Annotated in this window: 12 protein-coding genes; 6 read left to right on the top strand and 6 right to left on the bottom strand. The window is 70.5% G+C overall.

Features of this window, described 5'->3' with window-relative positions; translation table 11 throughout:
• Nucleotides 1-141: 141 nt before the first annotated feature.
• Nucleotides 142-1,620: a polyhydroxyalkanoate depolymerase gene (gene phaZ, locus WT60_RS14540; protein ID WP_060355455.1), complete on the bottom strand. Its 1,479-nt coding sequence runs from the start codon at nucleotides 1,618-1,620 to the stop codon at nucleotides 142-144.
• 218 nt (nucleotides 1,621-1,838) lie between these two features.
• Nucleotides 1,839-3,671: a glycoside hydrolase family 15 protein gene (locus WT60_RS14535; protein WP_038748670.1), complete on the bottom strand. Its 1,833-nt coding sequence runs from the start codon at nucleotides 3,669-3,671 to the stop codon at nucleotides 1,839-1,841.
• A gap of 237 nt (nucleotides 3,672-3,908) precedes the next feature.
• On the opposite strand from WT60_RS14535, the gene WT60_RS14525 reads away from it, so the two are divergent.
• On the top strand, nucleotides 3,909-5,084 hold the full coding sequence (locus WT60_RS14525) for a lactonase family protein (protein WP_038748668.1): 1,176 nt from the start codon (nucleotides 3,909-3,911) through the stop codon (nucleotides 5,082-5,084).
• Nucleotides 5,085-5,283: 199 nt separating this feature from the next.
• Here WT60_RS14525 and WT60_RS35185 read toward each other — a convergent pair whose 3' ends face one another.
• A complete protein-coding gene (locus WT60_RS35185) occupies nucleotides 5,284-11,052 on the bottom strand; it encodes a DNA translocase FtsK (protein ID WP_060355454.1) in 5,769 nt (1,922 codons plus the stop codon).
• Nucleotides 11,053-11,227: 175 nt separating this feature from the next.
• Nucleotides 11,228-11,776 (bottom strand): META domain-containing protein, encoded by a 549-nt coding sequence (locus tag WT60_RS14515; RefSeq protein ID WP_038748664.1) that lies wholly within the window; start codon nucleotides 11,774-11,776, stop codon nucleotides 11,228-11,230.
• Nucleotides 11,777-12,550: 774 nt separating this feature from the next.
• On the opposite strand from WT60_RS14515, the gene purT reads away from it, so the two are divergent.
• The 4 genes from purT to WT60_RS14480 all read left to right on the top strand — a co-directional run bounded on the left by purT (nucleotide 12,551) and on the right by WT60_RS14480 (nucleotide 16,540).
• Nucleotides 12,551-13,765, top strand: a complete 1,215-nt coding sequence (gene purT, locus WT60_RS14500) for a formate-dependent phosphoribosylglycinamide formyltransferase (RefSeq protein ID WP_038748661.1) — start codon at nucleotides 12,551-12,553, stop codon at nucleotides 13,763-13,765.
• 173 nt (nucleotides 13,766-13,938) lie between these two features.
• The gene (locus WT60_RS14495; protein WP_038748659.1) at nucleotides 13,939-14,103 is read left to right on the top strand and encodes a DUF6726 family protein; all 165 of its coding nucleotides are present in this window, start codon (nucleotides 13,939-13,941) and stop codon (nucleotides 14,101-14,103) included.
• Nucleotides 14,104-14,166: 63 nt separating this feature from the next.
• Complete coding sequence (locus tag WT60_RS14490) at nucleotides 14,167-14,553, top strand: MliC family protein (protein ID WP_038748657.1); 387 nt, start codon at nucleotides 14,167-14,169, stop codon at nucleotides 14,551-14,553.
• Nucleotides 14,554-15,091: 538 nt separating this feature from the next.
• The gene (locus WT60_RS14480; RefSeq protein WP_059574683.1) at nucleotides 15,092-16,540 is read left to right on the top strand and encodes a DEAD/DEAH box helicase; all 1,449 of its coding nucleotides are present in this window, start codon (nucleotides 15,092-15,094) and stop codon (nucleotides 16,538-16,540) included.
• A 306-nt stretch (nucleotides 16,541-16,846) separates the two neighbouring features.
• Here the strand turns inward: WT60_RS14480 and gluQRS are convergent, their stop codons facing one another.
• Together gluQRS and WT60_RS14470 are read right to left on the bottom strand one after the other, a co-directional pair.
• Nucleotides 16,847-17,740, bottom strand: coding sequence for a tRNA glutamyl-Q(34) synthetase GluQRS (gluQRS, locus tag WT60_RS14475; RefSeq protein WP_038748653.1), 894 nt, complete (start codon nucleotides 17,738-17,740; stop codon nucleotides 16,847-16,849).
• Nucleotides 17,741-17,771: 31 nt separating this feature from the next.
• Nucleotides 17,772-18,653, bottom strand: a complete 882-nt coding sequence (locus WT60_RS14470) for a sulfurtransferase (protein WP_038748651.1) — start codon at nucleotides 18,651-18,653, stop codon at nucleotides 17,772-17,774.
• Nucleotides 18,654-19,201: 548 nt separating this feature from the next.
• Here WT60_RS14470 and dnaE point away from each other — a divergent pair.
• A complete protein-coding gene (gene dnaE, locus WT60_RS14460) occupies nucleotides 19,202-22,726 on the top strand; it encodes a DNA polymerase III subunit alpha (protein WP_038754833.1) in 3,525 nt (1,174 codons plus the stop codon).
• The last annotated feature ends 18 nt before the right edge of the window (nucleotides 22,727-22,744 follow it).

The following is a 22,744-nucleotide window of genomic DNA, read 5'->3' as shown; positions in this document are numbered from 1 at the left end:
CGGGCGGCGCCCGGCCGGTTCCGATCGTTTGCGGCGCGGATGCGGCCGTAGATTCGTCAAATTCAAAAAAAACGCGCGCCGCTCGCGCCCGAAGGCGGGAGGCGGCGCGCGATTCGGCGGGAGCGCGCGGCGGCGCCCGCTTCAGGCGGCCTTGCGCGAGCGCGGCGCGCGCGTCGAAGGGGCCTTCGCCGCGGTGCGCTTGGCGGCGGCCGGCTTCGCCGCGCGGGCTTTCGCCGCCGGGCGCTTCGCGGTCGTCAGACGCAGCGCGGCCGCTTTCGCGGGCGCGGCGCTCGCCGTTTCACTGCCCGATTTCGATTCGCCCGGCTTGGACCGCGAAGCGGGCGCGGGCCCGGCCTGCGGTGTCGGCTTTTTCGGCTGCGACGCGTGCTCGCGGATGAAGTCGCGCAACTGCGGGTAGATGATCGTGCGCCAGCGGCGGCCGGAGAAGATGCCGTAGTGGCCGCACTTCTCGGCGGTGAGGCTGCGGCGTTGCACCTGCGGGATGCCTGTGCACAGCTCGTGCGCGACATGCGTCTGGCCGCTGCCCGAGATGTCGTCGAGCTCGCCTTCGATCGTCATCAGCGCGGTCGAATGAATGTCGGCCGGCTGCACGCGTTCGCCGTGGATGTCCCACGTGCCTTCGGCGAGACGGAACTCCTGAAACACGATGCGGATCGTGTCCAGGTAGTATTCGGCCGCCATGTCGAGCACCGCGTTGTATTCGTCATAGAAGCGGCGGTGCGCCTCGGCGTCTTCCTCGTCGCCGCGCAGCAGGCTTTGGTAGAAGTCCCAGTGCGATTGCGCGTGGCGCTCCGGATTCATCGCGACGAAGCCCGTGTGCTGCAGGAAGCCCGGATACACTTTGCGGCCTTCGCCCGGATAATTCGCGGGCACCGTGTGGATCACGTTGTTCTCGAACCACGAATGCGAGCGGTTCGTCGCGAGCGAATTCACCGACGTCGGGCTCTTGCGCGCGTCGATCGGGCCGCCCATCATCGTCATCGTGAGCGGCGTGTCCTCGCCGCGGCTCGCCATCAGCGAGATCGCCGCGAGCACGGGCACGGTCGGCTGGCACACCGAGATCACGTGCAGGTTGCGCGCGCCGATATGCCGGATGAATTCCTGGATGTAGTCGACGTAGTCGTCGAGATGGAACGGGCCGACTTCGACGGGCACCATCCGGGCGTCGATCCAGTCGGTGATGTAGACCTTGTGATCCTGCAGCAGCGTGCGGACCGTGTCGCGAAGGAGCGTCGAGTGGTGGCCGGACAGCGGCGCGCACACGAGCACGACGGGTTCGTCCTTCAGTTGCCCGACGGCGCCCGAATCGTCCGCGTAGCGCTTGAAGCGCAGCAGGCGGCAGAACGGCTTCTCGACGATCGTCTGCTCGACGATCGGAATGTTGTGCCCGTCCTTGACGATCTGATGAATCGCGAACTCCGGCTTTTCATAATCCTTGCCGAGCCGATACAGCAATTCGTAGCCCGCCGCGAGGCGCGTCGCGCCCGGCACGAGCGAAAGCGGGCTCGACGGATTCGCGAACGATTTGGATGCGGCTTGAGCCCAGGCGGTCAGCGGGCTCAACATCGCCCGCTGGAATTCGTGAAATTGGTAAAGCATGCGAGCTCCCGATGGGAGAACGGTGCGCGAACGCGGCGCGGGGCGTCGCGGCGTGCCGTGTCAGTCAGCAATCGGACCGATTCGCTCGTCGGATCGAATCAGTCGCGACTGATCATATCGGACATTCAGGGGTGTCGCAACGCAGCATACCCGCATTTCCGAGCGATGCCTCGACATCTGACCTTGTCTTACGTTTGTCGCGAAAAGCGTGATCGGCGCTAGCGTCCGGCGACGGCGTCGGCGGGCGTCGGCTGGCCGGCCGCGCGCAGCATTTCCTCCTCGTGATGCATCAGGTTGAACGCCGTGTGCACGAGCCCGACGTGCGAGAACGCCTGCGGGAAATTCCCTACCTGGCGACGCGTCACGGGATCGTATTCCTCGGCCAGCAGGCCGAGGTCGTTCGTGAGCGACAGCAGGCGGCGGAAGAGCGCGTGCGCGTCGTCGATGCGGCCCAACAGGGCGAGATTGTCGACGAGCCAGAAGCTGCATGCGAGAAACGTGCCTTCGCCGGGCGGCAGGCCGTCGTCGTATTCGGTCGTGTGATAGCGCAGCACGAGGCCGTCGCGCATCAGCCCGCGCTCGATCGCGGCGACCGTGTCCGCGACGCGCGGATCGGACGGCGGCAGGAAGCCGACGAGCGGCAGCATCAGCACGCTCGCGTCGAGCGCGTCGCTGCCGTAGCTCTGCGTGAACGCGCGCATCCGCGAATTCCAGCCGTGCGCGCAGACGTCCGCGTGGATCTCGGCGCGCACTTCGTGCCAGCGCTCGAGCGGCGCGGGCAGGCGGAACATCTCGGCCGACTTGATCGCGCGATCGAACGCGACCCACGCCATCACCTTCGAGAACGTGAAGTGGCGACGGCCGCCGCGCGTTTCCCAGATGCCTTCGTCGGGCTCGCGCCAGATCTTCTCGAGGTGCGCGAGCAGCGTCGTCTGCACCGACCACACCGTGTCGTCCGCCTGCAGGCCGCCCACGCGCGCGACGTGCAGCGCCGCCATCACTTCGCCGAACACGTCGAGCTGCAACTGGTTCGCCGCATTGTTGCCGATGCGCACCGGCCGGGAGTCGTGATAGCCCGGCAGCCAGCCGAGCTCCATCTCCGGCAGGCGCCGCTCGCCGGCGATTCCGTACATGATCTGGATCTGCTCGGGCGAGCCCGCCATCACGCGGCCGAGCCATGTGCGCCACGCGCGCGCCTCGTCGTAGTAGCCGCCGCGCATCAGCGCGAGCAGCGTGATCGTCGCGTCGCGCAGCCAGCAGTAGCGGTAGTCCCAGTTGCGCGAGCCGCCCAGTTGCTCGGGGAGCGACGTCGTCGGCGCGGCGACGATGCCGCCCGTCGGCTCGTACGCGAGCGCCTTCAGCGTGATCAGCGAGCGGCGCACGGCGGCCGCGTAGCGCCCGCGCACCGGGCAGCGCGCGGACCATTCGAGCCAGTAATTCTCGGTGCGCGCGAGCATCGACAGCGGCTCGCGCGCGGGCGGCAGCCGCAGGTGCGACGGCGCGTACGACAGCGAGAACGGCACGCGCTCTTCCGCCTTCACGGTGAATTCGGCGATCGTGTGCAGGTTCTCGCCCGACAGCGGCACCGGCGTGCGCAGCACGACCGTGTCCGGGCCGGCGATCGCCTTCACGCCGGCTTCGCGCGACAGCCGCGTGACCCACGGGACCGAGAAGCCGTAGTCGAAACGCAATACGAGCTGCATTTGCATTCTCATCTCGCCGCGCCGGCCGACGACGATCCGCACGAGCTCCGACCAGCCGCTGCCGGGCGGCATGAAGTCGATCACGGTGACGGCGCCTTCGTCGCTCTCGTAGTCGGTTTCGAGGATCAGCGTGTCGCCGCGGTAGCGGCGCGAGGTCGAGCTCACGCGGACGTCGGCGGCGGGCGCGACGAGCCAGCGGCCGTGCTCCGGCGTGCCGACGAGCGCGGCGAAGCACGCGCCGGAATCGAAACGGGGCCAGCACAGCCAGTCGACCGAGCCGTCCCGGGAAATCAGCGCGGCCGTGTGGCCGTCGCCGACGAGGGCGTAGTCTTCGATGAGGGCGGGCATGGGCGACGATCCTCCAGCAATCCTTGTCGTTTCACGATCTGGGCACGTTCGCGCCGCGCTGTACGGCGGCAAGCGGGCGCCCGTATACTCCGGCGGGCGGCGCGGCGCGGGCGCTCGAGGCGGCCCGCGTTTCGCAACATCACATCACTTGAGACGAATCGATGCAAGGAGGTTCCGATGACCCGACGCGCTCACGCGCCTTCGCCTTTCGCTTTCCCGCTTAGGTTGAGCCACTGGATGAAAGGTTTCGCGCTCGCGCTGCCGCTTTTCGGCGCCCATGCGTTCGCAGAAGAGGCGAGCGCGGGCCCGGCGGGCGGCGTCTTCAACCTGCTCGTCGGCACCTACACGGGCTCGGGCAGCGAAGGCATCTACGTGTATCGCTTCGACACCGGCTCGGGCGGCATGACGCCCGTGTCGTCGGCGAAGGCGGAGAACCCGTCGTATCTCGTCGCGAGCCGCGACGGCCGCCACGTGTACGCGGTCAACGAGCTGCCGGGCGACGCCGGCCCCGCGAGCGTGCGCGGCGGCGTGAGCGCGTTCGACTTCGACGCGAAGACGGGCGCGCTCACGTTCGTCAACCGCGTGTCGGCGCAAGGGAACGACCCGTGCTACCTGAGCCTGTCGCCGGACGGCAAGTATCTCGTCGCGGCGAACTATTCGGTCGCGTCCGATCCGGGCGGCAGCTTCTCGGTGTTCCCGGTCGAGGCGACGGGCGCGCTCGGCGCCGCGGTGCTGAACGTGCATCACGAGGGCACGGGGCCCGTGAAGGGGCGGCAGGACGGCGCGCACGTTCATTCGACCGTGTTCTCGCCGGACGGCCGGTATCTGTTCGTGCAGGATCTCGGCGCGGACAAGATTTTCTCGTACCGCTACACGCCGGACGGTAGCCGCGGGCTCATCGGCCCGACCGACATGCGCTACACGCTCGCGAAGCCGGGTTCGGGCCCGCGTCATCTCGTGTTCAGCGCGAACGGGCGGTTCGCGTACGTGACCAACGAGCTGAACGCGTCGGTCGGCGTGTACCGCTACGACGACGGCCGCCTCGCGCACGTCGAGACCGTGCCGATGACGGCGCCGGGCTTCGCGGGCAAGGTCGGCGGCGGCGCGCTGCATCTGTCGCCGGACGGGCGCTTCCTGTACGCGACCAATCGCGGCGACGCGAACGACATCGTGATCTATGCGGTCAACGCGGCCGACGGCAAGCTCGCGCTCGTCGGCCGTCAATCGAGCCTCGGCAAGACGCCGCGCGAGTTCGCGATCGATCCGAGCGGCAAGTGGCTCGTGGTCGGCAACCAGGACAGCGACAGCGTGTTCGTGTTCCGGCGCGACATCGCGAGCGGCCGGCTCGAGCCGAATCCGGCGCGCATCGAGCTCGGCAAGCCGGTCGACTTCAAGTTCGTGCCGGCGCGGTGACGCCGGGCGGCGCGCGGCGCGCTTGACCGCCCCGGCGGGGATCGGGGCGGGCGACGGGCGCGGCGTTCGCCGTTGGCGTTGATTCGGGCGCGAAAAAGCAAAACCCCTCGCGGCGTGCGAGGGGTTTTGCTTGCCGCATTGCGTCGCGCGGCGCGGCGCGGCGCGGCGATCGCGCTGCGCCGCATGCGCGCGGGCGCGCCTATTCGGGCAGCGGCGGCGCGAGCACTTCGCGGCTGCCGTTGATGCCCATCGGCGACACGAGGCCCGCCGCCTCCATCTGCTCGACGAGGCGCGCCGCGCGGTTGTAGCCGATGCGCAACTGCCGCTGCACCGACGAGATCGACGCGCGCCGCGTGCGCACGACGAACGCGACCGCCTCGTCGTAGAGCGGATCGGCTTCCGCATCCGGCGCCTCGCCGAACAAGTCTTGCGAGCCGCCTTCGGCGCTCGGCCCGTCGAGAATGCCTTCCTCGTACTGCGGCTCGCCGAACTGCTTCAGGTATTCGACGATCCGGTGCACTTCCTCGTCCGCGACGAACGCGCCGTGCACGCGCTGCGGGTAGCCCGTGCCGGGCGGCAGGAACAGCATGTCGCCCTGGCCGAGCAGCGATTCGGCGCCCATCTGGTCGAGAATCGTGCGCGAATCGATCTTCGACGACACCTGGAACGCGACGCGCGTCGGAATGTTCGCCTTGATGAGGCCCGTGATCACGTCGACCGACGGGCGCTGCGTCGCGAGGATCAGGTGGATGCCCGCGGCGCGCGCCTTCTGCGCGAGCCGCGCGATCAGCTCCTCGATCTTCTTGCCGGCGACCATCATCAGATCGGCGAGCTCGTCGATCACGACGACGATGAGGGGCAGCGTCGACAGCGGCTCGGGATCGTCGGGCGTGAGCGAGAACGGGTTGCCGATCTTCTTTTCCTTCGCGGCGGCGTCGCGGATCTTCTGGTTGAAGCTCGCGAGATTGCGCACGCCGACGGCCGACATCAGCCGGTAGCGCTTCTCCATCTCGCCGACGCACCAGTTGAGCGCGTTCGCGGCGAGCTTCATGTCGGTGACGACGGGCGCGAGCAGATGCGGGATGCCTTCGTAGACCGACAGCTCGAGCATCTTCGGATCGATCATGATGAGCCGCACGTCCTCGGGCGCCGCCTTGTACAGCAGCGACAGGATCATCGCGTTGATCGCGACCGACTTGCCCGAGCCCGTCGTGCCGGCGACGAGCATGTGCGGCGCCTTCGCGAGATCGGTGACGACCGGGTTGCCGGTGATGTCCTTGCCCATCGCGAGCGTCAACTGCGACGCCGAGTGCTGATACTGGCGCGACGCGAGAATTTCGGACAGGCGGATCACTTGCCGCTTCGCGTTCGGCAGCTCGAGGCCCATGCAGGTCTTGCCGGGGATCGTTTCGACGACGCGGATCGACGTGAGGCCGAGGCCGCGCGACAGGTCCTTCATCAGGCCGACGATCTGGCTGCCGCGCACGCCGAGCGCGGGCTCGATCTCGAAGCGCGTGATCACCGGGCCGGCCGACGCGCCGACCACCGTCACCGGCACCTTGAACTCCTGCAGGCGCTGCTCGATGATCTGGCCGGTATGCGCGAGATGCTCGTCGGAGATCGCCTCGATCGCGTCGGATGCGGGCTCGAGCAGGTCGAGCGTCGGCAGCTCGACGTTCGACGCGGCGGGCGCGTGGAATTCGAACGCGTTCGGGCCGGGCTGGCGGGCCGGGCTGGCGGGCTCGGCCGGGGCAGTGGGGGCGGCGGCCGGCTGCGCGGCGGCGATGGCGGCCGGCGCGGGGGGGATGAGCAGCGTGCCGGGCGTTGCCGGCGCGCCGGATGCCGGTGGTGCTTCCGGCGTTCCGGGGACGCTCGGTGTTCCTTGTGTTCCTTGTGCTCCCGGTGCTCCCGGTGCTCCCGGTGCTCCCGGTACGGCGGCGTGCGACGGCAGCGTCGCGCCCAGCGCGGTTGCGGTCGGCACGGCCACAGCCGGCGTGACGACGGGCGGCGTGACGACCGTCGATGCCGCGACTACCGGCGCAGCGACGGGCGGCGCTGCAACCGCCGGTCCGGCGACAGCAGTCATGGCAGCGGACGGCGCGGACGGGCTCGGGAACGCACCGCTGGTTGCGATGAAATCCGGCCCGGCTGCGTTCGTCGCGTGGCCGTGCGGGGCGGATGCGTGCGTTGCGGCGGCGCTCGGCGTCGACGCGACCGGCGCGATGTTCGGCGACGGAATAGACGGCGTGATTGGCGCGGTGGTCGTGCCTGGAGCGGCGGCGCTTGTCCCCGGGATTGTCGGCGCGCTCACGCTAGACATCGCGAACGGCGCACCTGCGGGCGGCACGATCGGGTTCGACGCGACGGCAGGCGCAGCGGCAACGTTCTGAGCGGCATTGCCTGCCGCGGCGGCCGACGGGGCGACGTTCGTGGCGGCGGCGCTTGCTCGCGGGACGCTCGGCACGCCGGCCGATGACGCAGCCGTGCTCGCCGCAGCCGTGCTCGCGGGCGCAGTCGGCACGGCGGGGGCGGCCGGGACGGCCGGAATGGCCGCGCCGGGGAGCGTTGCGGTTACGCTCGGCGCAATGGCGTCGGGCGACGCCGCAGCGGAAGTCGGTCCGGCGTGGCCGCTGGCGGCGCCGAAGGCCGCCGTCGGAGCGGCCGCCGTCGACGCATCGAACGGCGGCACGGCGGCGGATGCCGCTCGATCGATCGCGGGGGGGCCGGCGGGCGTCACCGGGGCGCTTGTGCTGGCGCTTGCCGTGGCGGCCGGCGCAGCCGCGTCGGCCCCGGCGGCTTCGGCAACCTCGGCGACCCCGGCGGCCTCGGCGACCTCGGCAACCGCGCGGGCGGCACCGAGCATTCCGAATGCCGCACCGACGATGCCGACGGCGCCGCCTGCGGCTGCGTCGCCCGCCGGGGCGGGCGCTGCGGGAGGCGTCGAGTCGACCGGGGCCGACGCACTCGACGTTGTCGATGCGGCCGGCGATGCAGCCGGTGTCGGCGCAGCCCCGTCCTTCGAGTCGTTCGATAAGGGTGCCTCAGCCGGTTCCGGCACCTGGGCAGCCGAAGTTCCCGCCACGGCCTGCGTCTCGCTGCGCTGGACGCTCGTCGCGGGGCGCGCGGCGTCTGCCGAACGGGGGAGGGCGACGGCCGCGCCGCTTGCCGGCATCCCTGTGGGCGCCGGGAGCGAAACGGCGGTGCCGCTCGCGATTGCGGCTTGCGCTGGCTGCGGCTGCGCGTGCGATTCGCTCGGCGTCGTCGCGGACGAAGCGGCCGCTGCGCCGGCATCGGCCACGTTCTCCCACGGTGCGACCGAGTTGCGCATGTCGCCGGCGGCCGGTGATGCGCTCGTCATCGCGTGCGAATCGACCGCCGCAGCCGGTTGCTGTGCGGCTTGCTTGCCGTCGTCGCCGGCGGACGCGATCGGGGTGCGATCCGCGACGCCGTTGTTCGATGTGGCGGCATGCGCGGCGAATGCCGTCTGCGCCGCGAATGGCGACGCATTCATGACGCGCGGCGAGGCGGCTGACCGGGGTTGCTCGTTCGAGGCCGACGCGACGGCGCTCGCGGAGTCTCGGTTCGAGGCCGAGGCTGCGGCGCTCGCCGAGTCTCGGTTCGACGACGGCGTGTCGGCGGCGCCGGGGGCCGGCCCTTGCGGCGCGGCGACGGCTTGCAGCATCGCGTCGCCCGAGTCGGTCGCGGAGTCGGCCGCATGCTTTTCATCGATGGCTTCGGATGTTGCGGCTGACGCGAATTTTGTCGCCGCGACCGGCTGCTCGGGTTCGATGCCGACCGGCGCGGGGGCCGCCGCAACGGGGACAACGGCGGTTGCGGGGTTGCTCGACGAAGCGACGGCGGATGGCGCGTTTTGCTCGACCGAACTGCCGGCGTGCGTGCCGGCTTCGGCAGCCGGCATCGTGCCCTGGACAACGACACCCGCGGTAACGGCCGCAACGGCGGGCGCAGCGGCCATGTCGGCGCGATCGCGATGGGGGCCGTTCGTCGCCGACGACGCCGGTTCTTCGGACACGCCGGCCTCGCTGACATGGGCAACGGACGTACTGTCGTCGATGTCGTGGGCGACGGCGGCCGCGGCGGCGGCGGTTTCGACCGGAGCAATCCCGCTTGCGCAACCGGTAATGTCCGCGGCTGCAGCTTCAGTTACCGGGTCGGCGGCGACCATGCCGCCAACGCCAACGCCAACGCCAACGCCATCGGAAGCGACGCCGACGGCCCGCGCGGCCGCATATTCAGCCGGTGCGGCGGCTTCGGCGACGGAAGGACCCGCGGCGGCGATCGCCGCCGCCGTCGGAACGTTCGATCCTGCCGTCTCGGCATCCCAGTCCGGCGATGCGGTCGATGCCGTCGGCGCGCGCGCCGTTTCCAGCGCCGCGCCGGCATCCGTTGCGCCGGCGAGCGCCGTCCACCGCGCCGCGCTGGCCTCGATCGAGCGCAGCGTTTCGTGCACGCTCGGCGCGGGCGCGATGCGTTCCGCGGGCTTTTCCGTCCATGCGTAGAGCGGCGCGCGCGCCGGGCCGGGCGCACGCTTGCGCGCCGGCTCGGCGGCCTGCGTCGGCATCGGCGCGCGGGCGGCGGGCTGCGGCGACGTCGCGGCGGCGTTGCGCGACGGGCCGGCCGTCTGTTGCGACGGCGTGAACGACATCGGCCGATTGCGGACCGCCGACACGGCGGCGTGCGTCGCCGGGCGGCGCGGTGCGAAGCGGTGGTCGGGCGTGGCCGGGCGCGCTTCCGAGCGTTTGCCGATTGCCGCGACGGCCGCGGTCGAGCCGATCGGCTTCGCGATGCCGGCCGAGGCCGGCACGAACGTCGCGTGCGGCGTGGCGGGCAGGGCGGGCGAGGCGAACAACGCGGGTGAAGTGCCGGTGCCGAGCGGCGCGGCCGCGCCGCCCGCCGAGGCGGCGCTCGCCGTTTTTACGGGCACGCCCGCCGGCATCGTCGCTCCGGCAGACTTCACGGCGCCGGTCGCGGGCGTGGCCGAAACGGGCGTCGGCGCTTTCGCCGCACCCGCACCGCTTCCTTGCATCGCGAAACCGGCGGCCTTCGGCATGCCGCTTGCGGGCGACGTCGAATGGGCCGCGTTCGGCGCGATGTGGACGGGCATCGCTGCGCCGGCCGTTTTCGCCGGCTCGCCCGTCGGCAGGGCGCTGCCTGTCGCCTTCGCGAATCCGGGCCCCGACGCGTCGGGGCCCGCCGCCTTCGTGGCGCCGCTCGCTGCCGTTCCCGCCGTTCCAGCGGCTCCAGCCGTTCCAGCCGTTCCAGCCGCCATCGCGGCGGCCGGCGTCGCGCTCCGCGGCGTCGCGCCCGGCCTGAGCCAGCCCGCGGGCGCGGTCGGCTCTGCGGCGGCTTTCGCCGCGCCGCTCGCCCCGGCATGGCGCCGCTCGCCGCGTTGCGCGTCGTTCGGCCGCCATAGCGTCGGCCGCGAATAGCGGCCGTTCTGTCGCGGAGCCATCGAGTTGACCGTGTGCGCGGTCGTCGGCTGCACGTCGGCCGCGCGTCGCACGCGCCGGTCGTCGTCGCGATGCAGCGCGGCGCGCGGCAGATCCGCGACGCCGCGCGATTCGTCGTCGCCGTGATCGCGCGCGAGGCGGATGCCGAACGACGCGTCGAGCCACGCGTTCACCTGCTGCCAGCGCACGCCGACGAGCCACGGCAGCCCGACGACGAACAGCACGACCATCGCGAGCGGCGTGCCGACGTGTCCGAGCACGCGCTCGAAGCCGCCCGCGAGCGCATGGCCGAGCGCGTTCGTCGTCGCGTCGCCCGGCAGCGCGGTCGCGAGCGTGCAGCTCGCGATCAGCACGCACAGGAAGCCGAGCCAGAGCCGGATCGAGCCGGGGCCCGCGAGCCCGCCGCCGCCCGGCAGCATCGCCTTGATGAGCCGCCAGAAAAGAGGAATGAACCAGACGGCCGAGAAGCCGAACCAGCCGAGAACTACCGTTTGCATGCTCAGAAACAGGAGGAGGACGGGGCGCGATGCGCGAACCCGTCGAGTTTAACCGGTCGACGACGATGTTTTCGGGAACGGCGCGCGTCGCCGCGCCGTTCCCGTGCGGCGCGCCGGGGACGCCCGCCGTCCGGTTCGCCGGCCGGGCCGTGCGCCGTGCGTCGCGTGACGCGGCTTATTTGCTGTCGCGGCGCGCGAACGTGAGCGTCGCGCCGTCGTCGGTGACGATGATCAACTGCTGCGGCTCGCGCATCTGCACGCCGGCCTTCGAGACGTGGGCGAGCGCGGCGAGGTAGTCGCGCTCGAGCGCGCTGCGCGCGGGCGCGGCGCACGCCATCCGCGTGCCGACGAGCGGGCCGAAGGCGAGCACGCCGTTCTTCACGTCGTAGGCGCCCATGTAGCGGTTGCAGCCCGAGAAGCCGGCCACGCGCCGCACGCCCGTTTGCGTCGACAGCGCGAGCTTGATCGGCTCGCCGTTGTCGCCGTGCGGGATGTCGCGTTGCGAGCCGTCGGCGTTGCGCCAGCCGACGAGCTCCCAGCTCGTGTCGTCGATCAGTTGGATCGTCGCGGGATTGAACGGATCGGGGGCGGGGGCGCTCGAGTCGGGATGAGTCGGCATCGTGCAGGCGGCGAGAAGCGCGGCGACGGTCAGCGCGCCGAGCGGCGCGCGCAGCGAGCGGACGATGCGAAAGCGCATGCGCGCGGCTGCGGATGAATTGAACATGACCTCGTTCCTCTTCGAATTTTCAATGTTGCGGGCGAAGCCGTAAGGGTAACGCACTAGCGTCGCCGGATGCGAGCGGACAGTCGCCGCACGCGTTCGTTCATGTGTTTTGCGGCGATGATGCGGTGCGTTTCTTGCGCGGTTCGCCGGCAATGCGGCGCGGCGTTGAGGATCGGCCTCGGGTTGTTGCGAGGCGCGGCGCGCCGGCGGCGAAAAGGAACGCGGCGCTCGCCACGAGGGAACGCGGCGCTCGCCGCGAGTTGGGTCGATGCGCCGGGGCCGCGCATGGCTCCGCGACGTCGGCGCCGTCGCGCGCGACGACGGGCCGACCCGCCGCCGGCGGACGGCGAGGCGACATGCTCGTGGCGAAGGCCCGCGAAGTCATGGAAGCTGCGGCGAACGCCGCGTGTCGTGAACAGCGCGGATGATGCGGGCGCGGGCGCGGGGGCGGGCGCGGGCGCGGGCGCGGGCAAGGGCAAGGGCAAGGGCAAGGGCAAGGGCAAGGGCAAGGGCAAGGGCAAGGGCAAGGGCAAGGGCAAGGGCAACGCGGCCGCCGCGCGGCCGCCGAGCCTCGTGGCGGCGCGGCGCCGGCCGTTTCACCGTGCGTCTCGAGTCACGGCGCGGCGCGGGCGCGCGCAGCGCCGTGTTGCCGGCGCGCCCGCCCGCGCACAGTTCGGCCCGCCCGCGCATCCGCCAATTCGGCCGGCGGCGCGCGCGCCTCGCGTGATAGCATCGCGAGTCGTTTTCGCCATCCATCATCCAGCGGGAAATCTCATGCAGATCGGTCAGCGGCTCGGCACGCCGCTTTCGCCGTCCGCCACGCGCGTCATGCTGCTCGGCGCGGGCGAGTTGGGCAAGGAAGTCATCATCGCGTTGCAGCGGCTCGGCGTCGAAGTGATCGCCGTCGACCGCTATCCGAACGCGCCCGGCCATCAGGTTGCGCATCGCGCGCACGTGATCGACATGACGGACCCGGCCGCGCTGCGCGCGCTCGTCGACGCGGAGCGTCCGCATCTCGTCGTGCCCGAAATCGAGGCGATCGCGACCGATGCGCTCGCGGCGATCGAAGCGGCCGGCGTGGCCGAAGTGATCCCGACCGCGCGCGCGACGCAGCTCACGATGAATCGCGAGGGCATTCGCCGGCTCGCCGCCGAGGAGCTCGGGCTGCCGACGTCGCCGTACGCGTTCGCGCAATCGTTCGACGAATTCAAGGCGGCCGTCGCGCAGATCGGTTTCCCGTGCGTCGTCAAGCCCGTGATGTCGTCGTCGGGCAAGGGGCAGTCGGTCGTCAAGAGCGACGCCGACGTCGAGCCCGCGTGGCAGTACGCGATGGCGGGCGGCCGCGTGAATCACGGCCGCGTGATCGTCGAGGGCTTCATCCGGTTCGATTACGAGATCACGCAACTCACGGTGCGCGCGATCGACCCGGCGAGCCTCGAGACGCGCACCTATTTCTGTGAGCCGATCGGGCACGTGCAGGTCGCGGGCGATTACGTCGAGTCGTGGCAGCCGCAGCCGATGAGCGCGAAGGCGCTCGAGCGCTCGCGCGACATCGCGCATCGCGTGACGAGCGCGCTCGGCGGGCGCGGCATTTTCGGCGTCGAGCTGTTCGTGCGCGGCGACGACGTCTGGTTCTCGGAAGTGAGCCCGCGTCCGCACGACACGGGGCTCGTCACGCTCGCGTCGCAGCGTCAGTCGGAGTTCGAATTGCATGCGCGCGCGATCCTCGGCCTGCCGGTCGAGCCCGCGCTCGCGACGCCCGCCGCGTCGGCCGTGATCTACGGCGGGCTCGACGAGGCGGGCGTCGCGTTCGAAGGCGTGCGCGACGCGCTCGCGGTGCCGGGCGCGGACCTTCGCCTGTTCGGCAAGCCGGAGAGCTTCGTCAAGCGCCGGATGGGCGTCGCGCTCGCGGCGGGCGCGAACGTCGACGAAGCGCGCGAGCGCGCGAAGCGGGCGGCCGCCGCGGTGCGGCCGGTGTCCGCGCGCTGACGGCGGGCGGCACGTATCGCGCATCGCCCGCGTCGGCTCGCGCCGGTACGGGCGGGGCAGCCGCGATCGGCCGGCGGTTGCGACGCCCCCGGCCCGCCGGCGGCAGTCGAGGTTTCGGGCCGATGCCGCGCGCCGCGATTGGGCGTGCGGCGAAGGCTGTAGAGGAGGTGGCAATGAAGTGGATGTTGATCGTCGTGTTGTGTCTGTCGACGGCGGGCTGCGGGCTTGCCGCCGCGCCGTGCCGGATCGCGTCGGCGGGGCTGAAGATCGTGCCCGTCGTCGGCCACGTCGCGGCGGCGCCGACCGACGCGTGCGCGGGCGTCATCGATCCGGACTGACGGACTGACGGACCGGCGCGCGGCGCTCGTGCGGCGCGCGTCCATCGCTTGAAGAGGAAAGGCATGAACAAGGCAACGCAGGCGGCGATCGGCGTCGCCGCTCTGTGCGCGGCGGCGGGTGCGGCGCACGCGGCGCGGCTGACCGTCGAGGAAATCGACGCCGACGCGCGCGAAACCGTCGTCTATCGGTGCGCGAACGAGCCGAAGCCGGTGCGGGTGTCGTACTGGCGCGCGGACAACGGCCAAAGCTTCGCGCTCGTGCCCGTCAACGGGACGCCGCTGTTGTTCGTCGACACCGTGTCGGCGTCGGGCGCGCGCTATCAGGCGGGCCGCTACGTCTGGTGGACGAAGGGGCGCGACGCGAATCTGTACGACGAAATCGCGGACGAGAAGGCGCCGCCCGTGCTCGGCGGCTGCAGCGAGATTCAGAAGAAGCGCAAGAAGGATTGAACGGCGGGAGGGCGCTGCCGCGTGAGGGCGTGCGCTTCGTGCTTGTCGCTCGGTTCTTCGTCGTCGCTCGGCGTTTGGCGTTCGGTATCGGGTTATTGTGATTTGGGGGGCCGGCGTTCGGCGTCTGACGTTGCATCCGGCGCTTGGCGCGACGCCGCATCGATCGGCTTGGCCCGCGCCGCGGCCGTATCGCGGCGCCTGAGTGCCGTGCGGCCGCGCGGTGGTTCGGGCGCCTGCCGCAGGCCGTCGTCCGCATCGCCGCCGCACGGATCTACCCGCGGGATCGCCCGCGCGGGACGGGCCGGCGGAACCCTTTCGCGAGGGATGCTACAATGCTGCCCTTTCTGCCGGCACTCCTGCCGGACGAAGCCCCGCGCGCGGAAGCCCCGCGCGCGGCCCGGACGGCCTCAAGCGCCGGCGGCGCCCTGCGGCGCGCCGCGGCTTCGTCTTCATTCCGAAGTGGTTTGCGCAGCGTGTCTCGCGAGCGAGCATGCCGCGCGCTAGATGTCCCGCCGCGCCTTTTGAGCGAAACGCCACCATGTCCGATTCTGTTGCCAAGCCTGTCGACGCGACGTTCGATCAATTCGGCCTTGCCGCCGAGATCCTGAAAGCGATTGCCGATCAGGGCTATACGACGCCGACGCCCATTCAGGCGAAGGCGATTCCGGTCGTGCTGTCCGGCCGCGACGTGATGGGCGCCGCGCAAACCGGCACCGGCAAGACCGCGAGCTTCTCGTTGCCGATCATCCAGCGCCTGCTGCCGCAGGCGAACACGAGCGCGTCGCCCGCCCGCCATCCGGTGCGCGCCCTCATTCTCACGCCGACTCGCGAGCTCGCCGACCAGGTCGCCGCGAACGTCCACGCATACGCGAAGCACACGCCGCTGCGCAGCGCGGTCGTGTTCGGCGGCGTCGACATGAATCCGCAGATGGCCGAGCTGCGCCGCGGCGTCGAGGTTCTGATCGCGACGCCGGGCCGCCTGCTCGACCACGTCCAGCAGAAGACCGCGAATCTCGGCCAGGTGCAGATCCTCGTGCTCGACGAAGCGGACCGGATGCTCGACATGGGCTTCCTGCCCGACCTGCAGCGAATCCTGAACCTGCTGCCGAAGGAGCGCCAGACGCTGCTGTTCTCGGCGACGTTCTCGCCGGAGATCAAGAAGCTCGCGTCGACCTACCTGCGCAACCCGCAGACGATCGAAGTCGCGCGCAGCAACGCGACGGCGACGAACGTCACGCAGGTCGTCTACGACGTCGCCGAAGGCGACAAGCAGGCGGCCGTCGTCAAGCTGATCCGCGACCGCTCGCTCAAGCAGGTGATCGTGTTTTGCAACAGCAAGATCGGCGCGAGCCGCCTCGCGCGCCAGATCGAGCGCGACGGGATCGTCGCGTCGGCGATTCACGGCGACCGTTCGCAAAGCGAGCGGATGCAGGCGCTCGACGCGTTCAAGCGCGGCGAGATCGAGGCGCTCGTCGCGACCGACGTCGCCGCGCGCGGGCTCGACATCGTCGAGCTGCCGGCCGTGATCAACTTCGATCTGCCGTTCAACGCGGAAGACTACGTGCACCGGATCGGCCGCACGGGGCGCGCGGGCGCGTCGGGCGACGCGCTGTCGCTGTGCAGCCCGAACGAGCGCAAGCAGCTCGCCGACATCGAGAAGCTGATCAAGCGCGCGCTGCCGCTCGAGGCGCTCGAGCTCGACCTGCCGCGCCATCGCCACGACGACCGCGGCGGCCGCCGCGAGCGCGACCGTGACGAGCGCCGAGGAGGCGCATCGGTGGGCCGCCGCTCGGCGGGCGGCGAGCGCTCGCATCATTCGCGCCGCGATGCGCCGATCGACGATTTCTTCCTGAAGCCGTACGTGCCGTCGCCTGCGGCGAGCCAGCCGGAAGAGGCGAAGCCCGTGCACCCGGAGAAGAAGGCGCCGAAGCAGCCGCTCGCCGCGCTGCTCGGCGGGTTCGGGATGCCGCGCAAGACGTCGTCGTGACGCGCGGGGCCGAGCGTCGCGCGTGACGGTGCGTCACGCCGGGCTCGGCGCCAAGGCCAATGAGAAACGGGCGGGTGCGTGAGCATCCGCCCGTTTCGTTTTGCATGGCCGATCGAGAGCGGGCGGGCCGAGGGAGAATGGCGGCGGTGTCTCGGTCGGGCCTCGAGAGAACCGCTCCGCGCGGGCTCGGCGGCTGCGTACTGCGTAGTGGGTGAACGAGCACGATAGCGGCGAACCGGCGGTTGCGGGCAGAGCGACGGGCAGAGCGACGAGGCTACGCGTCGCGGCCGAGCGCCACGCGCCTCGTCATCGACGCGCGTTCGGTCCGAACCGCGCGTCCCACGCGGCGATCGCGGCCGGCTGGAACGCGCCGAGCGACGCGCACGCCGCCTCGTCGAGCGCGAGCCCCAGATGCCGCGCGGCCGCGGCGAGCGGGGGCAGCGGCGCGGCGGGATCGAGCGCCGTCGCGCCCGTTTGCTTGCTGAGCTTTTCGCCGTTCGCATCGACGACGACGGGCACGTGCAGATAGTGCGGCGTCGGCAGCTCGAGGCAGCGCTGCAGGTAGATCTGCCGCGCGGTCGAGTCGAGCAGGTCCGCGCCGCGCACGACGTGCGTGATGCCCGCGTCGCCGTCGTCGACGACGACCGCGAGCTGGTACGCCCACTGTCCGTCCGCGCGCTTCAGCACGAAGTCGCCGACTTCCGTCGCGAGATCCTGCGTCTGCGCATGCTGCCAGCGATCGTCGAACGTGACGACGGCGGTTGCGCCGTCCGGCACGCGCAGCCGCCACGCACGCGCGGGCTTGCCGTGCAGGCCGTTGCGGCAGGTGCCGGGATACGCGAGCGTCATGTGCCGCTCGTGCGCGGCGCGCAGCGAATCGGCGATCTCCTTGCGCGAGCAGCCGCACGGATAGACGAGCCCCGCGGCCGTGAGCCGTTCGAGCGCGGTCGCGTAGCGCGCGACGCGGGTGCTTTGCCAGACGGGCGGCTCGTCGGGGACGAAGCCGAAGCTGCGCAGCGTCGCGAGAATGTCCTCGGCCGCTCCGGGCACCGTGCGCGGTGCGTCGATGTCCTCGATCCGCACGAGCCACGCGCCGCCCCACGCGCGCGCGTCGAGCCAGCTCGCGAGTGCGCCGACGAGCGAGCCGAAATGCAGCGGGCCGGTGGGCGACGGCGCGAAGCGCCCGCGATAGTCCGTCATCGAATGCGGCGTGCGAAGAAGGCGCGCGGCGTCAGGCGGCGTGCGCCGGCTCGGCGGTGCGATCCGCGCGCTCGCCCGGATGGCATGCGGGGCACGACTTGCCGGGCACGTAGAGCGGCGACTGCTGCGCGTCGGCCGGCACGACCGCGCGGCATGCGAAGCACGTGACGTCGGCTGTCGGCTCGAGGCGCGGATTGAGCGCCGTGCGGTAATCGAACACGAAGCAGTCGCCGTGATAATGCGCGCCGCCCACTTCCTCGAAATACTTGAGAATCCCGCCTTCGAGCTGATACACGTTCTCGATGCCGACGTCCTTCATGTGGATCGCCGCCTTTTCGCAGCGAATGCCGCCCGTGCAGAACGACACGACGGTCTTGCCTTCGAGGTCCGAGCGGTTCGCCTCGATCACGTCGGGGAACTGGCTGAACTTGTCGATCCGGTAGTCGAGCGCGTTGTCGAACGTGCCGACGTCGACTTCGAATGCGTTGCGCGTGTCGAGCATCACGACCGGGCGGCCCGCATCGTCGTGGCCCCGGTCGAGCCAGGTCTTCAGCGTGCGCGAGTCGACGGACGGCGCGCGGCCGAGTTCCGGCTTGATCGCGGCCTTCTTCATCGTGATGATCTCGCGCTTCAGGCGCACGAGCATCCGCCGAAACGGTTGCGAGTCGGACAGGCTCTCCTTGAACTGCAGGTCCGCGAATTTGCCCTCGAAGAGCGGATCGTGGCGCAGGTAGTCGACGAACGCGCCGGTTGCGTCGCGGGTTCCCGCGATGAACAGATTGACGCCTTCGGGCGCGAGCAGGATCGTGCCGCGCAGCTCGAGCGCATTGCAGCGCGCGGCGATGAGCGGCCGCATTTGCTCGATCGAGTCGAGCGAGACGAAGCGGTAGGCGGCGAGGTTGACGGTGGTCATGTCGTTCGAAAGGTAAGGCGGCTGCGGCCCGACGGCGCGGCCGCACATGACGGGTGGCGGCGGAGGGCGCTCGGGCGGAAGCGGGCGAAAGCGGAAAACCCGTATTATCCCGCAAACCGCGTGGCTTTCCGCGGTCGGCCGAACGGACGACGTGCGACGACATCGCGCGGCCGCGCCGAGGCGGGCGAGCCGGCGCGCCGCAGCGGGTTCTCGATGCGGCCGGATCGCCGGCTTGCCGGGGCGCGTCCATCCGTTCGCACAATTGCCGAACCGCCGAACCGCCGAACCGCCGAACCGCCGAACCGCCGAACCGCCGAACCGCCGAACCGCCGAACCGCCGAACCGCCGAGCAAAACGAAGCGAGGGATGGAAGAACAAACGGACGTCGCCCCGACCGCGCTCCACCGGAATTCGGGCCGCGCGAATCGCCGTCTCGCGCGCCGTCGCCGCCCGCCGGCCCGCGCCGGCGCTCGGCCGAACGGCCAACGTCGCGTTTTTTTGGCCGGCGCGAACGGTGCCGGGCCCCCGGGCCGGATACAATAGCGCCCATGTCAGATCCCCGTTTCGTTCATCTTCGCGTTCACTCCGAATTCTCGATTGCCGACGGCATCGTGCGTCTCGACGATATCGTCAAGGCGGCGGCCGAAGACGGTCAGGGCGCGCTCGCCCTCACCGACCTCGGCAACGCGTTCGGTCTCGTCCGTTTCTACAAGGAAGCCCGCGACGCGGGCATCAAGCCGATCGCCGGCTGCGACGTCTGGATCACGAACCACGACGATCGCGACAAGCCGTCGCGGCTGCTGCTGCTCGTCAAGGACAAGCGCGGCTACCTGAATCTTTGCGAGCTGCTGTCGAAGGCGTGGCTCACGAACCAGTATCGCGGCCGCGCGGAGCTCGACGCGAGCTGGCTCGAAGGCGAGCTCGCCGAAGGGCTGCTCGCGCTGTCCGGCGCGCAGCAGGGCGATATCGGCCTCGCGCTCGCGGCCGGCAACGAAGCGTCCGCGCGCCGCCATGCCGAGCGCTGGGCGAAGACGTTTCCGGGCGGTTTCTACATCGAATTGCAGCGCTACGGCCAGCCGGGCGCCGAAGCGTACATCCAGCAGGCGGTGACGATCGCCGCCGAGCTGAAGCTGCCCGTCGTCGCGACGCATCCGCTGCAGTTCATGACGACCGACGATTTCACCGCGCACGAGGCGCGCGTGTGCATCTCGGAAGGCGACATCCTGGCGAATCCGCGTCGCCAGAAGCGCTTCACGACCGATCAATTCTTCCGCACGCAGCACGACATGGTCGCGCTGTTCGCCGACCTGCCGTCGGCGCTCGCGAACACGGTCGAGATCGCGAAGCGCTGCAACCTGACGCTCGAGCTCGGCAAGCCGAAGCTGCCGCTCTTCCCGACGCCCGACGGGATGTCGCTCGACGACTACCTCGTGCAGTTGTCGAAGGAGGGGCTCGAGAAGCGCCTCGCGCAGCTCTATCCGGACGAGGCCGCGCGCGAAGCGCAGCGCGACACGTACTATCAGCGCCTCGATTTCGAGTGCGGCACGATCAAGAAGATGGGCTTTCCGGGCTACTTCCTGATCGTCGCGGACTTCATCAACTGGGCGAAGAACAATGGCGTGCCGGTGGGCCCCGGCCGGGGCTCGGGCGCGGGCTCGCTCGTCGCGTACTCGCTCGGCATCACGGATCTCGATCCGCTGCGCTACAACCTGCTGTTCGAGCGTTTCCTGAATCCGGAGCGGGTGTCGATGCCCGACTTCGACATCGACTTCTGCCAGCACGGCCGCGACCGCGTGATCCAGTACGTGAAGGAGAAGTACGGCGCGGATGCCGTGTCGCAGATCGCGACGTTCGGCACGATGGCCGCGAAGGCGGCCGTGCGCGACATCGGGCGCGTGCTCGACCTCGGCTACATGTTCACCGACGGCGTCGCGAAGCTGATCCCGTTCAAGCCGGGCAAGCACGTGACGATCGCCGACGCGATGAAGGAAGAGCCGCTCCTGCAGGAGCGCTACGACAACGAGGACGAAGTCCACCAGTTGCTCGATCTCGCGCAGCGCGTCGAGGGCCTGACGCGCAACGTCGGGATGCACGCGGGCGGCGTGCTGATCGCGCCCGGCAAGCTGACCGACTTTTGCCCGCTCTACACGCAGGGCGATGAGGGCGGCGTCGTCAGCCAGTACGACAAGGACGACGTCGAAGCCGTCGGCCTCGTGAAGTTCGACTTTCTGGGCCTCACGACGCTCACGATTCTCGACTGGGCCGAGCGCTACATCCGCCGGCTCGATCCGACGAAGGCCGACTGGTCGCTCGCGCAGGTGCCGCTCGACGATCCCACTTCGTTCCAGATCCTGAAGAAGGCAAACACGGTCGCCGTGTTCCAGCTGGAAAGCCGCGGCATGCAGGGCATGCTGAAGGATGCGCAGCCCGACCGCTTCGAGGACATCATCGCGCTCGTGTCGTTGTACCGTCCGGGCCCGATGGACCTGATTCCGAGCTTCTGCGCGCGCAAGCACGGGCGCGAGAAGGTCGAGTATCCCGACATGCGCGTCGAACCCGTCCTGAAAGAGACCTACGGGATCATGGTCTATCAGGAGCAGGTGATGCAGATGGCGCAGATCATCGGCGGCTACTCGCTCGGCGGCGCGGACTTGCTGCGCCGCGCGATGGGCAAGAAGAAGCCCGAGGAGATGGCCAAGCACCGCGAGATCTTCGCCGAGGGCGCCGCGAAGAACGGCCTCGCGCGCGAGAAGTCCGACGAAATCTTCGACTTGATGGAGAAGTTCGCGGGCTACGGCTTCAACAAATCGCACGCGGCCGCCTACGCGCTGCTCGCGTACTACACCGCGTGGCTGAAGGCGCACCATCCGGCCGAATTCATGGCGGCCAACATGACGCTCGCGATGGACGACACCGACAAGGTGAAGATCCTGTACGACGACTGCGTCTTGAACAACCTTGCGGTGCTGCCGCCGGACATCAACCAGTCGCACTACCGTTTCGAGCCGGTCGCGGAGGCCGGCGGCAAGCGCTCGCACACGATTCGCTACGGCCTGGGCGCGATCAAGGGCAGCGGCCAGAACGCGATCGAGGAAATCCTGCGCGCGCGCGAGGAAAAGCCGTTTGCCGATCTGTTCGACTTCTGCGAGCGGATCGACCGGCGCGTCGTGAACCGCCGGACGATCGAGGCGCTGATTCGCGCGGGCGCGTTCGATTCGCTGCACGCGAGCCGCGCGCAATTGCTCGCGTCGGTGCCGCTCGCGATGGAGGCCGCCGAGCAGGCGGCCGCGAATGCGCTGCAGGCGGGGCTCTTCGACATCGGCGGCGAGCCCGCGCACCAGCACGCGCTCGTCGACGAGCCCGCATGGGACGACAAGCGCCGCCTGCAGGAAGAGAAGAGCGCGCTCGGCTTCTATCTGTCCGGCCACCTGTTCGACGCATACCGCGACGAAGTGCGCCGTTTCGTGCGCCAGAAGCTCGGCGAGCTGAAGGAAGGGCGCGACAAGGTGGTGGCGGGCGTGATCGCGTCGCTGCGCACGCAGATGACGCAGCGCGGCAAGATGGTGATCGCGCTGCTCGACGACGGCACCGGCCAGTGCGAAGTCACCGTGTTCAACGAGCAGTTCGACGTCAACCGCGCGCTTTTCAAGGAAGACGAGCTGCTGATCGTCCAGGGGCAGGCGCGCAACGATGCGTTCACGGGCGGAATCCGCTTCACGGCTGATTCGGTGATGGATATCGAGCGCGCGCGCAGCCGTTACGCGCAGGCGGTGCGCATGACGATGAACGGCAACGCGGACGCGGCGGCGCTGCGCCGCGTGCTCGAAGCGCACGTCGCGAAGCCCGACGAGACGCCGGCAGCCGAAGCGCCGGCGCCGCGCGGCGGCCGCGACGGCGGGCGGCGCGCGCAGCCCGTGATACCGAACGGCCTCGCCGTGCGGATCGCCTACAGCAACGCGCGCGCGCAAGGCGAGATGCGCTTGGGCGACGCGTGGCGCGTGAAGCCGAGCGACGCGTTGCTCGCCGATCTGCGCGCGGCGTTCGGCGGCAGCGTCGTCGAGATCGTCTACTGACCTCCAGCACGTTTTCCG

Source organism: Burkholderia sp. MSMB617WGS, assembly GCF_001532025.2.
Taxonomy (GTDB): Bacteria; Pseudomonadota; Gammaproteobacteria; order Burkholderiales; family Burkholderiaceae; genus Burkholderia; species Burkholderia savannae.
The sequence above is the reverse complement of the archived record's forward strand: the minus strand, read 5'-3'. Positions and strand labels throughout refer to the sequence as shown.